Below are 12919 nucleotides of genomic sequence, written 5' to 3' on the forward strand. Positions count from 1 at the left end.
CCCTCGTGCATTCTGGCAAGAAGCCCCGCGCCAAGGAAGTCCCATGACCCTCGACACCGCCTATATGATCACCGCCCTCGTCACGATGTTCGTGGTGATCGACCCCATCGCCATCGCGCCGGTCTTCCTCGCGCTTACCCGCGGGATGAGCAACGCAGAGCGGCGCAAGATCGCATGGCGCGCAGTGGGCGTGGCCGGGTTGGTGCTGCTGATCTTTGCCGCTTTCGGCGAAGCGGTGCTTGGCTTCATCGGCATCTCCATGCCCGCTTTCCGCGTGGCGGGCGGCATCTTGTTGTTCATCACCGCGCTCGACATGCTCTTCGACCGCCGCACCAAACGGCGCGAGGATCGCGCGGATGAAGACGACCACGACGATCCGTCGGTCTTCCCCATGGCCATTCCTTTGATTGCGGGCCCCGGCTCCATCGCCTCGGTCATCCTGCTGACGGGGGAAAAACCGGGCGGCGAAGGGCTGTTGACCATTATCGTGATCACCGCGCTGACACTGGTGGTCATGGCGCTGACCATGCAGGTCAGCGGCGCGCTTGAGCGGGCGATGGGCAAGACGGGCATCAACATCGTGACCCGCCTGCTCGGCATGTTGCTGGCGGCGCTCTCGGTGCAATTCGTGCTCGACGGCTTGGCGGCCTTTGGCTTTGGCCCCGGCCCCACGTCCGGCTGACATTTCCGCGCGGCCTTCCTATATGAGATCTAAGGGGGCGCGTTCATGGCCGAAATCGACACAGCACATCTGATCTATCTCATCGTTCTACTGGCGATGGTGGCGGGCTGGTTCTTCATGCACAGCCGCCCCAATATGAACAAAACCTTGCAACAGGCGGCGGTCTGGGGGCTGATCTTTACCGGTGCCGCGGCGGGCGTCGGCCTGTGGCAAGACATCACCCGCGACAGCGCCCGCCAACATCTCACCATCAGCGAAGAGGGTGACATCGTCCTGCCCCGCGGGCGCGATGGGCACTACTACCTGACGGCCCAGATCAACGGCGCGCCGGTGCGCTTCGTCGTTGATACGGGCGCATCCGATATCGTTCTTACCAAATCCGACGCGGGGCGCATCGGCATCGACCCCGAGGGGCTGGATTACCTCGGCCGCGCGGGCACCGCCAATGGCGAGACGCGCACCGCCTTCGTGCGCCTCGATGAGGTGGTGGTGGGCCATGCGGTCGATCACAACGTCCCCGCGGTGGTGAATGACGGGATCATGTCGCAATCGCTTTTGGGCATGGGCTACCTGCAACGCTGGGGCCGGATCGAGATCAGCGGCGGGGAGCTGCGCCTAAGCCGCTGACGGAATAGGGCAAGACCTTGCCGGAAATACGCGGGAAAACATCAAATACGCCGCGAAATAACGCCGCATTCGCCGTGAATTGAACAGGTTTCCGCCCTTTTGAGCGGATATCTGCAGGGCACAACTGTACCTAATTTTGGAGAAAGTGCTGCTATGCTGATGAACATTTTTGGTGGGTCATCCTCCTACCAACAAAGCAACAAACCCGCTAAGGCGGAGAAGACTGAAAAGCCGCAGGAAGCCGAGAAAGCCAAGGACAAGCCATCTCAGGCGCAGGCAAAACCTGCCACTGACGGGCAGAACGCGCAGAACAGCGCGGCGGCGCAGGAGGCATCCAAACCTCAAGCCGTGCAAGCGCCTGCCAAGACCGAAACGGTGCAAGCCGTGGCGCAGGCTACACCGGTCGAGACGGCCCAAAAGGCCAGTAGCGCGGATGACGAGGCCTTTGCCCGCGCTGCAGCACAACGCAGCGTCGACAGCCAGCGCACCCGCGCCCTGCTGGACACGATCGCGCCGGTGAACAACAGCGCGGTCGAAGCGGCCAAATCCTATGTCAGCAAGGTCGAACCCGCAGCGCCTGAGGCCGAGGCGAGCAAATCCTCCGCTGCCGCGAAACCCGCGCTCGACAAAGCGGCCTGATCCGCGTCCAGGGGCGGCGGGCTTTCGGCCCCTGCCCCTGCACTGCCGTCCTTTAAGTCTCGGCCTTCTTTTCCCAGCGACCGCTTTCCTCGGACCAATATTGGGCCGAGGCGCCGTCGGCTTTAAGCCGCTTCCACAGGCCGCGCGCCTGATCCAGCGCCACGGGATCATGCCCGTCGAACAAGACGCAGACCCGTTGGTGCGCTGCCACTTCCGCAGCGGTGACATCGGCCCCATGCACCGTCATCAGACAATCCGCCCGATTGGGGGCGCCATCCTCCAGCGTCAGCAGTACCGGCTGATCCGCGTCCTGCGGGCCGCCCGCCATGCCATGGGGCAGAAAGCTGTCATCCGCATAGGTCCAAAGCGCCCGGTCCAGCGCCTGTAGCCCCGCCCGATCCGTCCCGCGCAGGGCCACGCGCCAGCCATTGGCGAGCGACTTTTCCAGCAGCATCGTCAGCGTCTCGACCAGAGGTCGCTGGGTCAGGTGATAGAAGTAAGCCGCCCCCATCAGTCGCTTAGCCCTTCTCGAAACGGTCAGCGACGAGACGGTTCAGCGCCGCCACGCCCCAGCCCGTCGCACCCGCGGGCGCCAGCGTGCTTTCGGATTTCAATGAGGCAACACCGGCGATATCGAGGTGAATCCAAGGCGTCTCATCCTTGACGAACCGCTTGAGGAATTGCGCCGCGGTGATCGACCCCGCCGGGCGCCCGCCGATGTTCTTCATATCTGCGACGCGGCTTTTCAGCAGGTCATCATAGCCCTGTCCCAGCGGCATCCGCCACGCGCCCTCCCCTTCGCTCTCGGCGGCTTTGAGGAAATCGTTGCACAGCCCGTCGTCATTCGAAAAGACCCCGGCGTTCTCATGGCCCAGCCCGATGATGATCGCCCCGGTCAGCGTGGCCAAATCGATCATCGCCGCAGGTTTGAAGCGGTCTTGCGCGTACCACATGACATCGCAAAGCACCAAACGCCCCTCGGCGTCGGTGTTGATGACCTCTACCGTGTCGCCCTTCATCGTGGTGATCACATCGCCCGGACGGGTGGCATTGCCCGAGGGCATGTTTTCCACGATGCCCACAAGCCCCACGACATTCGCCTTGGCCTTGCGCAGTGCAAGTGTGCGCATCACGCCCGAGACGACGCCCGCGCCGCCCATGTCCATGGTCATGTCTTCCATGCCAGCCCCGGGTTTGAGGCTGATGCCGCCGGTGTCAAAGACCACGCCCTTGCCGACCAGCGCCAGAGGGGCTGCGTCATCCGCGCCGCCTTCCCACCGCATCACGACCACTTTCGATGGGCTGTCCGACCCTTGGCCTACAGATAAAAGCGTGCGCATTCCAAGCTTTGCAAGCTCTTCCTCATCCAGAACTTCAACTTTCAGGCCCAAGCTCTCCATCTCGGCCAGACGTTCGGCGAAATTGGTGGTGGTCAGGATATTGGCGGGCGCATTGGTCAGATCGCGGGTCATGAAGGCCCCCTCGGCCACGGCCATGAGCGGTGCGGCGGCCTCACGCGCGTCGTCGGGTTTGGAACACATGACCTCAACCGTGCCTTTGCGCACCTTGGGCGCGGATTTGTGATCTTCGAACCCGTAGTCCCGCATTGCCAGACCAAAGGCCACATCGGCCACCCGGCGTGTCGCGGCGGCGAGCATCAGCAGATCGCTGTCACCCCGGCGTTTGGCCAGCGACGCCCCGGCCTTGCGCGCGGTCATCACCTCGGCCCGGCGCGGCATATGAACCACGTCGACCGCCTCTGCCGCCATGCCTGCGGGGTAGCCCATGCTGAGAACGTCACCGGGTTTCAGCGCGGCGAAACGTTCACTTTCCACCAGCCGCTGCAAAGCGCCTTTGGTCAGACGGTTCACCCGCCGCGCCCCGGCATCCAAACGGCCCTCAGGCTCTAGAAACAGCGCGATCCGCCCGGAATGCCCCGCGATACGGTCGATGTCGGTCTCGGCGAATGTGATGGGGGTCAGATCGGTCATGGCATGCCTCATGGTTGATTTTCCCCCAGACCTAGCGCGCCGCGCGGCGCATGGCCAGATAGCAGTTTTCCCGCCCCACGAATTGCTTTAAGATCCGCGCAAAGGCCGTCAGAGCATCTCGGGGGATCAGAGTGGCAAGAATTGACCGCTACATGCTGTCGCAACTTCTGGTTATGTTCGGCTTTTTCGCTTTGGTGCTGGTGGCGCTTTTCTGGATCAACCGCGCGGTTGTCCTCTTCGACCGTTTGATCGGCGACGGCCAATCCGCATTGGTGTTTTTGGAGTTCACGGCCCTCGGCCTGCCTAAACTCATCGTTACCGTCCTGCCCATCGCGACCTTTGCCGCTTCGGTCTATGTGACCAACCGCATGTCGGGCGAATCCGAGTTGACGGTGCTTCAGGCCGCAGGCTCCGGCCCGTGGCGGCTGGCGCGGCCCGTCTTTGTTTTTGGCCTCTGCGTGGCGGCGATGATGACGGTGCTGAGCCATTTTCTGGTCCCCATGGCGCAGGGCCAGTTGAAACAGCGCGAGGCCGAAATCTCGCGCAACCTCACCGCGCGGCTACTGACAGAGGGGACTTTTCTGCATCCCTCCGACGATGTCACCTTCTATACCCGCGCCATCGACAGCGACGGCGTGCTGCGCGATGTTTTCCTGTCGGACCGGCGCAAGGCCGACGAAGGCGTGATCTACACCGCCGCCGAAGCCTACCTCGCCCGCAACGGCGACGACACGACGCTGATCATGCTCAACGGCATGGCGCAACGGCTGGACACCGAGAGCAACCGTTTGGCCACCGCCAAATTCCGCGACTTTTCGTTCGATATTTCCCCGCTGGTCAGCAGTGGAGACGCGATCGACCTGTCGGTGAGTGCCATGGTCACGCCTGATCTGCTTTGGGATTGGGACGGGGTCGCGGCGGCGACCGACACCTCGCCGGGCGTGGTGGCCGAAGAGCTGCATGGCCGCTTCGCGCAGCCGCTGTTCTGCCTCGTCGCCGCGATGATTGGCTTTGCGACTTTGATCCTCGGCGGTTTCTCCCGCTTTGGCGTCTGGCGCGAGGCGGTGATCGCTTTTGGCCTGCTCATCGCCATCGACGGGCTGCGGGGCACGATGGTCGTGCAAATCCGCGAGGCGGCGGCGCTCTGGCCGCTGGCCTATTTGCCCTCGCTCATCGGGGCCGTGCTGACGCTGGCGATGCTTTGGCAAGCCGCACATCCGCGCTGGATAAGGCGGCGTCTGCGTGGCAAGAGGGCCGCCACATGATCCTGCATTTCTATTTCGCCCGCCGCTTTTTCATGAGCTTTCTCGTCATCACCGGGGTGCTGGCCGCGCTGGTGATGCTGGTCGACGGTGTGGATCAGGCCCGGCGTTTCGCCGATGACGATGTGGGCTGGGATCAGGTGCTGGGCATGACGCTGCTGCACATGCCCCAGACCATCAACATGATCCTGCCGCTGATCATGATCCTTGCCACGGTGGCGCTTTTCATTGGGCTTGCCCGGTCCTCCGAACTGGTGGTGACCCGGGCCGCGGGCCGCTCGGCCCTGCGCGCGCTGGTGGCCCCGGCGGTGGTGGCCTTGATCATCGGCACGCTGGCCGTGGCCATGCTGAACCCCATCGTTGCGGCGACCAGTGAGCGGGCCGAGCAATTGACCCAAGAATACCGGTCCAATGGCCGCGCGGCGCTTTCGGTCAGTGACGAGGGGCTGTGGCTGCGGCAAGGCACGGAGGAAGGCCAATCGGTCATTCGCGCATGGCGCACCAACGCCGACGCCTCCGTCCTCTATAACGTCACGATCATCAGCTATGACGCTGAGAAGGGCCCGATCCGGCGCATTGAAGCCGAAAGCGCACAACTTAGCAGCGGCGATTGGGAGCTCACCGGGGCCAAGATTTGGCCGTTGGCAGCCGGGGTGAACGCCGAAGGCGCGGCGGAGGTGCATGAGACCCTGACGATCCCCTCCTCCCTCACCGTCGAGCGTATCCGCGAGAGCATTGGCCGTGTCGCTGCCGTCTCGATCTATGAACTGCCCGAATTTATCCGACAGTTGGAACAGGCCGGGTTCAGCACGCGCCAGCATGAGGTCTGGCTTCAGGCCGAGCTTGCGCGACCCTTCTTTCTCGTGGCCATGGTTCTGGTTGCGAGCGCATTCACCATGCGCCATACCCGCTTTGGGGGGACCGGCGTCGCTGTGCTGGCCTCGATTTTGCTGGGGTTCGGTTTGTATTTCATTCGCAGTTTCGCACAGATCCTTGGCGAGAATGGCCAGATCCCCGTGATCCTTGCCGCTTGGGCGCCGCCCGTGGCGGCGATCTTTCTGGCGCTAGGCCTGCTACTGCATGCGGAGGACGGCTGACATGCGCGCGGCCCTTGTTGGACTTGCCCTTTCATTCGCGCCTCTGAGCCTTGCCGCCCAGACCGCGCCTGCCAGCGACCGCCCCGCTGTTCTGGTGGCCGATCAGGTCTTCATTACACGCGATAAGGTCTTGGTCGCGCAAGGAAATGTCGAAGCCTTCCAAGGGGAGACGCGGCTGCGCGCCACGGCGATCCGCTATGATCAGGCCACCGGCGCGCTCAGCATCGAAGGGCCGATCGTGCTGTCTGAGGGGGAGAATACCACGATCCTCGCCGATGCGGCCTCACTCGATGCGGGCTTGCAGTCCGGCCTTTTGCGCGGCGCGCGGATGATCCTTGAACAGCAGTTGCAGCTTGCCGCCGTGCAGATCAACCGGGTCGAAGGGCGTTATAGTCAACTTTACAAAGCCGCCGTAACCTCTTGCAAAGTCTGCGAAGATGGCGAAACGCCGCTTTGGCAAATCCGGGCGAAACGGGTGGTGCATGACCAAGTGGCGCAGCAGCTTTACTTTGACGAGGCGCAGTTCCGGATCAAGAACGTGCCCATTGCCTACCTCCCCCGCCTGCGCCTGCCCGACCCCACGTTGGACCGCGCTACTGGCTTTCTGGCGCCCACGATCCGCTCGACCTCGCAGTTGGGCGTGGGGCTGAAACTGCCCTATTTCATCAAGATCGGCGATCACCGCGATCTGACGCTGACCCCCTATCTTTCCGCCGAAACCCGCACGCTTGAGTTCCGCTACCGTCAGGCTTTCGTTTCGGGGCGGATCGAGTTCGAAGGGGCGATTACCGATGATGAGTTGGACCCCGGCAAGACCCGTGGCTACCTTTTCGGCACCGGCAGTTTCGATCTGCGGCGCGACTACAAACTGTATTTTGATCTCGAGACTACGAGCGACAGTTCTTATCTCAGCGACTATGGCTATTCGGGCAAGGACCGTCTGACCAGCGAATTGACCGTCAGCCGCGCGCGGCGCGATGAATATATGCGGGCGAGCCTGCTGAACTACCAATCTCTGCGCGATGGCGAGGACAATGATCTGCTGCCCAATCTGGTTTTGGATGGCGAGTTCGAGCGGCGCTATTTCCCGACCTCTCTGGGCGGCGAACTCCGCCTGACGCTTGAGGCCCATAGCCACCGGCGTGCGTCGGACTTCAGTTCTGATGGCAATGGGGATGGCGAAGCCGATGGGCGCGACGTGTCGCGGCTCAACGGGGAGGCCGCTTGGCTGCGGCGCTTCACCTTCGGCAATGGTCTGGTGACCGATGTTGAGGCCGGGGCGAGCTTTGGCCTGTTCAACATCGCGCAGGATGCCGTCTTTGACGGGCGCTACTCCGACCTCGTGCCCCATGCCGCCGTTACCATGCGCTACCCCATGCAGCGCCGCGAGGCCGCGGGCGTGGTGCAACAGCTTGAACCGTTGGTGCAATTGGGCTGGACTGGCGGTGATCGGCTCGACATTCCGAATGAGGAAAGCACGCTGGTGGAATATGACGAGGGCAATCTTCTGGCGCTCAGCCGCTTCCCCCGGCCCGACCGGCGCGAACGGGGTGCTGTGGCTGCCATCGGGCTGAATTGGGCGCGGATTGATCCCAACGGCATGGATGCCAGCCTGTCTTTCGGTCAGGTGATCCGCGCCGACGCGGATGATGCCTTTAGCTTTAGCTCAGGCCTGCAAGGCACCTATTCCGATTTCCTGCTGGCCGGGCAATTGCGCAGCGACAACGGTTTGGCGCTCATCGGGCGCGGGCTGGTCGATGATGACTTCGAGGTCGCCAAGGCCGAGCTGCGCGGGGTCTGGGATTTCAAACGCGGGCAGATCTCGGGCAGCTATGTTTGGCTACACGAAGATGCCGCCGAGGACCGCAATGAAAACGTGTCGGAGATCACCTTTGACGGCAGCTATTCGATCAACAGCCAATGGCAGGCGTCCGCCGAATGGCGGTTCGACCTTGCCGATGAACGCGCGGCGACGGCGGGTCTTGGCCTGAGCTACAACAATGAATGCGTGCAGGTCGACCTTTCGGTGAACCGCAGCTATTCATCCTCAACAAGTGTTGAGCCCTCAACGGATATCGGTTTTAACATCGGCCTCAGGGGCTTTGCCGCAAACACCGGAACAGAAAGATACGTACGCTCATGTGGGAAGTAACGAAACAGACCGTCCGCACCGGGATCCGTGGGACTGCGGCACTCGCCCTTGCTCTGGTCATCGGCCAATCCGCAGCGGCGCAGAACCTCTTTGCGCCCGTGGCGCGTGTCAATGACGAGGTGATCACCGGCTACGAAGTGCAGCAGCGTCAGCGCTTTATGCAGCTGATCGGCGCGCCGGGGGCCGATACCGACAGCGTGATCGACAGTCTGATCGACGACCGCCTGCGTGGGCAGATCCTTGATCAAGCCGGGCTTGAAGTTACCCCCGAGGGCATTCGATCCGGCATGGCAGAATTTGCCAGCCGCGCGGATCTGACGACCGAGGAGTTTCTGAAAGTCCTTGGCCAAGCGCAGATTTCCGAAGAAACTTTTCGCGACTTTATCGTGATCAGCGCCGCCTGGCGTGACCTTATTCGCGCGCGCTACAATGGCCGGGTCGACATCACCGACGAAGAGGTCGACCGCGCGCTTGGCAGCAGCCGGGGCAATAACGGTCTGCGCGTGCTGTTGTCGGAGATTATCATTCCCGCCCCGCCGCAGAATGCCGATCAGGTAAACGCGCTGGCCGAACGCATTTCGGAAAGCCGCTCGGAAGCCGAATTCTCGTCCTATGCCAGCAAGCATTCCGCCACCGCCTCGCGCGGGCGCGGCGGTCGGATGCCTTGGACACCGCTCGAAAAACTGCCCGCCAGCCTGCGGCCCATCCTCCTGGCTCTCGCCCCGGGTGAGGTGACAGCGCCGCTGCCGATCCCCAATGCCGTGGCCCTGTTCCAACTGCGCGGCATCGAAGAGACCGGCAAGCCGAGCGTCGAGTATTCCGAGATCGACTATGCCGCCTATTACATCCCCGGTGGCCGGTCCGAGGCTGCCCTGTCGCGCGCGGCAGAGCTGCGCGGTCAGGTAGATCAATGTGATGACCTCTATGGCATGGCCAAAGGCCAGCCCGCCAATGTGCTGGACCGTGGCACCAAGGCCCCGGCGGAGATTCCGCAGGACGTGGCCATTGAACTGGCGAAACTCGATCCCGGCGAAGTCTCCACCGCGCTGACCCGTGCCAATGGGGAGACTTTGGTCTTCCTGATGCTTTGCAACCGCACCACGGCGGCCAATGCCGATGTGAACCGCGAGGCGGTGGTCAGTTCGATCCGGCAGCGCAAGCTTGAGGGCTATGCCACACAGCTGCTGGAACAGGCCCGCGCCGAAGCCCGTATCACCCGCCAATGAGCCGCCCGTCCCGGCCGGTGGCCATCACCTGCGGTGAACCCGCCGGGATCGGCCCCGAGATCGCCGCCCGCGCTTGGGCGCGCTTTCGAAGGACATCCCGATGGTCTGGATCGGCGACCCGCGTCATCTGCCCAAGGATGTGCCGCACCGTGTGATCGACAGCCCGGATGAGGTGAGCGCGCCCAGTGCCGATGCGCTGCCCGTGCTCCCCCATCCCTTCGACAGCGCCGCCCTGCCCGGCGTGCCGCAGCCCGGCCATGCGCAGGGGGTGATCGATGTGATCGCCCGGGCGGTCGATCTGGTGCAGACGGGCGTGGCCTGCGGCGTCTGCACCGCGCCGATTCACAAGAAGGCCCTGCAAGACGGGGCCGGTTTCGCCTATCCGGGCCATACCGAATACCTCGCCGCACTTGCAGGTGTCGATGACGTGGTGATGATGCTGGCCTCCGACCAATTGCGCGTCGTGCCTGCCACGATCCATATCGCGCTGGATCAGGTGCCGCAGGCGCTGACCCCGATGGGCCTGCGCCGCACGATTGAGATCACCGCGCAGGAATTGCAAAACCGCTTTGGCATCGCCCGCCCCCGTATTGCCGTCGCCGGGCTGAACCCGCACGCGGGCGAAGGCGGCAGCATGGGCCGGCAGGAGATTGACTGGATCGCGCCGCTGATCCTTGAGATGCAGGGCGAAGGCTTTGCGCTGACCGGGCCGCTGCCTGCCGATACGATGTTCCATGGCCGCGCCCGCGAAGGCTATGACGCGGCAGTGGCGATGTATCACGACCAAGCGCTGATCCCGATCAAGACCTTAGATTTCGACCGGGGCGTGAATGTGACGTTGGGGCTGCCCTTCGTGCGCACCTCGCCCGATCACGGCACCGCCTTTGACATCGCGGGCCAAGGGCGCGCCAACCCGACCAGCATGATCGAAGCGATCAAATTGGCATGGCAGATGGGCCAGAAGACATGAGTGCAATCGACAATCTCCCGCCGCTGCGCGAGGTGATCAACACCCACGAATTGGCCGCGCGCAAGTCTCTCGGCCAGAACTTTCTGCTGGATCTGAACCTCACGGCCAAGATCGCGCGGCAAGCCGGAGATATGGCCGATTGCGACGTGTTGGAGATCGGCCCCGGGCCCGGCGGTCTCACCCGTGGGCTGCTGGCTGAAGGCGCGCGTCATGTGCTGGCGATCGAAAAGGACCGCCGCTGCCTGCCCGCGCTGGCCGAGGTGGCGGACCATTACCCCGGTCGCCTGACCGTGATCGAAGGCGACGCGCTTGAGATCGACCCGCTGAGCCATCTGACCCCGCCCATCCGGGTGGCGGCCAACCTGCCCTATAACGTCGGGACCGAACTGCTGGTCCGCTGGCTCACCCCGCCCGACTGGCCGCCGTTTTGGCAAAGCCTCACGCTGATGTTCCAGCGCGAGGTGGCGGAGCGGATCGTGGCGCAGCCGGGGGCGAAAGCCTATGGGCGGCTGGCCGTGCTGGCGCAGTGGCGCAGTGATGCGCGGATCGTGATGCAATTGCCGCCGGGCGCCTTCACCCCGCCGCCCAAGGTCTCGTCGAGCGTGGTGCATCTGACCGCCCTGCCCGAGCCGCGCTTCCCTGCCGATCCGAAGGTGCTGAGCCATGTGGTCGCGATGGCCTTCAACCAGCGGCGCAAGATGCTGCGCTCGGCGCTTAAAGGTGCCGCGCCGGATATCGAGGACCGTCTGACCGCCGCGGGGCTGAAACCCACCGACCGCGCCGAACAGGTGCCGCTCGAGGGGTTCTGCGCCCTCGCCCGCGAGATTGCCAAGGGGTAACCATGTTCTACCGACTATTGCTCGTCTTTGCCCTGCTGCTGGGGCTTTCCGCCTGCGCCCTGCCGCGCAACGGCCCACCACCTCTGGGCACCGAGGCCGAGATCACGGAACTCGCCCGCGCTATCGAAGACCTCTCGCCGCAGGTAAATCCCGAAGAGGCCGCCCGTGCCGCGCGGATCGCTTACCGGCATACCCATGAACTGGCGATCGCCTATCAAATCACCGACCCGCCGCTGATCCATAACGTGAAGGTCAACAACGGCAGCAAGCCGCGCGGCCTGTGTTGGCATTGGGCAGAGGATTTGGAGAAACGCCTGAAGGCCGAGGGTTTCGCCACGCTCGACCTGCACCGCGCCATCGCTAATGGCGACTCGCGGATCCTGCTGGACCATTCCACCGCCATCATCTCAGCCGCCGGGGCACCGATGCAGGCGGGGCTTGTCCTTGACCCTTGGCGCCGCGGGGGCGAGCTGTTCTGGTCGCCGGTCACCAGCGATCCGCGGTATGATTGGGCGCCGCGCGAAGAGGTGCTGCGGCGCAACGGGCGGATCAGATATGTGCAGGCGGGGATGGAAGGGTAGATCTGTGCCGTGCTGCCGACCATCACCACTTATAAAAAAGCCCCGCAATTTGCGGGGCTTTTCTTATTCTGCGACCTTTGCGGTGTCGCTCTTGCTGTCGCCACCCTCCTGCGGCTGTGCCTCTGCCGCTTTCGGCTTGGGCTTGCGGCGCGGGGCGCGTTTCGGCTTCGGCTTGCTCTCGGGCGTGTCGACCAGCGTGCTCTCTTCGCTGTTCGGCTCGGCCTCGGCCTGCTGTTGCGCGGGCTCTTGCTGCTCGGGCTGTTTGTCGGCTTTCGGCTGCTCGCCCTGCGACTGGCCGCCCTGCTGCGCCTCGCGCTCCTGACGCTCGGCCCGCTCGCGATCCCGCTCGGCCTGACGCTCACGGTTCTGGCGCTCTTGCTCCTCGCGGCGCTGGTCCACTTCGCGCTGCGCCTCGCTCAGCAGGCGCAGGTAGTGTTCGGCGTGCTGTTGAAAGTTCTCGGCGGCCACACGGTCATTGCTCAACTGGGCATCGCGGGCCAGCTGATTGTATTTCTCGATAACCTGCTGCGGCGTGCCGCGCACCTTGCCCTCGGGGCCGGAGCTGTCGAAAACACGGTTGACGACATTGCCGCCGCCACCTTGCGACGAGCGTTTGCGGTTATTCTTCGACCGGGAGCGTGATCTGGGAGAATTCATGGAATGATGTCAGCCTTGTGTGCTGTGTGTCGTTCACCGGGGGTGCAAAGCACGTCTTGAACCCGGCCTAAGCGATATGTTGGGCATAGTGCCGCGCGGGACCGCCTGTGGCATCCACCGCTGCAACACCCCTGACTAACCATGCCAGAAAGGCTTGGGCAAGAAGAAACTGCCACTTAGCCCGCCAAATGGCGGT

12 protein-coding genes and 1 pseudogene are annotated in these 12919 nt (G+C 63.7%); 10 read left to right on the top strand and 3 right to left on the bottom strand.

Going from position 1 to position 12919, the window contains the following annotated elements; all coding sequences use genetic code 11:
• The first annotated feature begins 43 nt into the window (after positions 1-43).
• The 3 genes from FCK22_RS00435 to FCK22_RS00445 all read left to right on the top strand — a co-directional run bounded on the left by FCK22_RS00435 (position 44) and on the right by FCK22_RS00445 (position 1948).
• Complete coding sequence (locus tag FCK22_RS00435; RefSeq protein WP_067266625.1) at positions 44-682, top strand: MarC family protein; 639 nt, start codon at positions 44-46, stop codon at positions 680-682.
• A 45-nt stretch (positions 683-727) separates the two neighbouring features.
• Positions 728-1309 carry a TIGR02281 family clan AA aspartic protease gene (locus tag FCK22_RS00440; protein ID WP_067265981.1) on the top strand — a complete coding sequence of 194 codons (582 nt, stop codon included), beginning with the start codon at positions 728-730 and terminating at the stop codon, positions 1307-1309.
• A 153-nt stretch (positions 1310-1462) separates the two neighbouring features.
• The gene (locus FCK22_RS00445) at positions 1463-1948 is read left to right on the top strand and encodes a hypothetical protein (protein ID WP_082852095.1); all 486 of its coding nucleotides are present in this window, start codon (positions 1463-1465) and stop codon (positions 1946-1948) included.
• Positions 1949-2000: 52 nt separating this feature from the next.
• Here FCK22_RS00445 and FCK22_RS00450 read toward each other — a convergent pair whose 3' ends face one another.
• Complete coding sequence (locus FCK22_RS00450; RefSeq protein WP_067265978.1) at positions 2001-2459, bottom strand: DNA polymerase III subunit chi; 459 nt, start codon at positions 2457-2459, stop codon at positions 2001-2003.
• Positions 2460-2466: 7 nt separating this feature from the next.
• Positions 2467-3939 carry a leucyl aminopeptidase gene (locus tag FCK22_RS00455; RefSeq protein ID WP_067265975.1) on the bottom strand — a complete coding sequence of 491 codons (1473 nt, stop codon included), beginning with the start codon at positions 3937-3939 and terminating at the stop codon, positions 2467-2469.
• A gap of 131 nt (positions 3940-4070) precedes the next feature.
• Here FCK22_RS00455 and lptF point away from each other — a divergent pair, with 131 nt between their 5' ends.
• The 7 genes and pseudogenes from lptF (at position 4071) to FCK22_RS00490 (ending at position 12066) form a co-directional block, all read left to right on the top strand.
• On the top strand, positions 4071-5204 hold the full coding sequence (lptF, locus tag FCK22_RS00460) for an LPS export ABC transporter permease LptF (protein ID WP_067265972.1): 1134 nt from the start codon (positions 4071-4073) through the stop codon (positions 5202-5204).
• Complete coding sequence (gene lptG, locus FCK22_RS00465) at positions 5201-6298, top strand: LPS export ABC transporter permease LptG (RefSeq protein ID WP_067265969.1); 1098 nt, start codon at positions 5201-5203, stop codon at positions 6296-6298. Before lptF ends, lptG begins: the two co-directional genes overlap by 4 nt.
• Position 6299: 1 nt before the next feature.
• The gene (lptD, locus tag FCK22_RS00470) at positions 6300-8450 is read left to right on the top strand and encodes an LPS assembly protein LptD (RefSeq protein WP_136720120.1); all 2151 of its coding nucleotides are present in this window, start codon (positions 6300-6302) and stop codon (positions 8448-8450) included.
• Complete coding sequence (locus tag FCK22_RS00475) at positions 8438-9676, top strand: peptidylprolyl isomerase (protein WP_067265963.1); 1239 nt, start codon at positions 8438-8440, stop codon at positions 9674-9676. Before lptD ends, FCK22_RS00475 begins: the two co-directional genes overlap by 13 nt.
• A pseudogene (gene pdxA / locus FCK22_RS00480) lies at positions 9673-10646 on the top strand (4-hydroxythreonine-4-phosphate dehydrogenase PdxA). Before FCK22_RS00475 ends, pdxA begins: the two are co-directional and overlap by 4 nt.
• The gene (rsmA, locus tag FCK22_RS00485) at positions 10643-11485 is read left to right on the top strand and encodes a 16S rRNA (adenine(1518)-N(6)/adenine(1519)-N(6))-dimethyltransferase RsmA (RefSeq protein WP_067265956.1); all 843 of its coding nucleotides are present in this window, start codon (positions 10643-10645) and stop codon (positions 11483-11485) included. Before pdxA ends, rsmA begins: the two are co-directional and overlap by 4 nt.
• Before the next feature lie 2 nt (positions 11486-11487).
• The gene (locus tag FCK22_RS00490) at positions 11488-12066 is read left to right on the top strand and encodes a hypothetical protein (RefSeq protein ID WP_067265953.1); all 579 of its coding nucleotides are present in this window, start codon (positions 11488-11490) and stop codon (positions 12064-12066) included.
• A 63-nt stretch (positions 12067-12129) separates the two neighbouring features.
• On the opposite strand, the gene FCK22_RS00495 is transcribed toward FCK22_RS00490, so the two are convergent.
• Positions 12130-12723, bottom strand: a complete 594-nt coding sequence (locus FCK22_RS00495; RefSeq protein WP_067265950.1) for a DUF4167 domain-containing protein — start codon at positions 12721-12723, stop codon at positions 12130-12132.
• Positions 12724-12919 lie beyond the last annotated feature (196 nt).

Source organism: Sulfitobacter sp. 15WGC, from assembly GCF_005068605.1.
GTDB lineage: Bacteria > Pseudomonadota > Alphaproteobacteria > Rhodobacterales > Rhodobacteraceae > Sulfitobacter > Sulfitobacter faviae.

Bases quoted from the DNA above. Each gene is read 5' to 3' on its own strand.
- FCK22_RS00435 (WP_067266625.1), top strand. From the start codon at position 44: ATGACCCTCGACACCGCCTATATGATCACCGCCCTCGTCACGATGTTC.
- FCK22_RS00440 (WP_067265981.1), top strand. From the start codon at position 728: ATGGCCGAAATCGACACAGCACATCTGATCTATCTCATCGTTCTACTG.
- FCK22_RS00445 (WP_082852095.1), top strand. From the start codon at position 1,463: ATGCTGATGAACATTTTTGGTGGGTCATCCTCCTACCAACAAAGCAAC.
- FCK22_RS00450 (WP_067265978.1), bottom strand. From the start codon at position 2,459: ATGGGGGCGGCTTACTTCTATCACCTGACCCAGCGACCTCTGGTCGAG.
- FCK22_RS00455 (WP_067265975.1), bottom strand. From the start codon at position 3,939: ATGACCGATCTGACCCCCATCACATTCGCCGAGACCGACATCGACCGT.
- lptG (WP_067265969.1), top strand. From the start codon at position 5,201: ATGATCCTGCATTTCTATTTCGCCCGCCGCTTTTTCATGAGCTTTCTC.
- lptD (WP_136720120.1), top strand. From the start codon at position 6,300: ATGCGCGCGGCCCTTGTTGGACTTGCCCTTTCATTCGCGCCTCTGAGC.
- FCK22_RS00475 (WP_067265963.1), top strand. From the start codon at position 8,438: ATGTGGGAAGTAACGAAACAGACCGTCCGCACCGGGATCCGTGGGACT.
- rsmA (WP_067265956.1), top strand. From the start codon at position 10,643: ATGAGTGCAATCGACAATCTCCCGCCGCTGCGCGAGGTGATCAACACC.
- FCK22_RS00490 (WP_067265953.1), top strand. From the start codon at position 11,488: ATGTTCTACCGACTATTGCTCGTCTTTGCCCTGCTGCTGGGGCTTTCC.
- FCK22_RS00495 (WP_067265950.1), bottom strand. From the start codon at position 12,723: ATGAATTCTCCCAGATCACGCTCCCGGTCGAAGAATAACCGCAAACGC.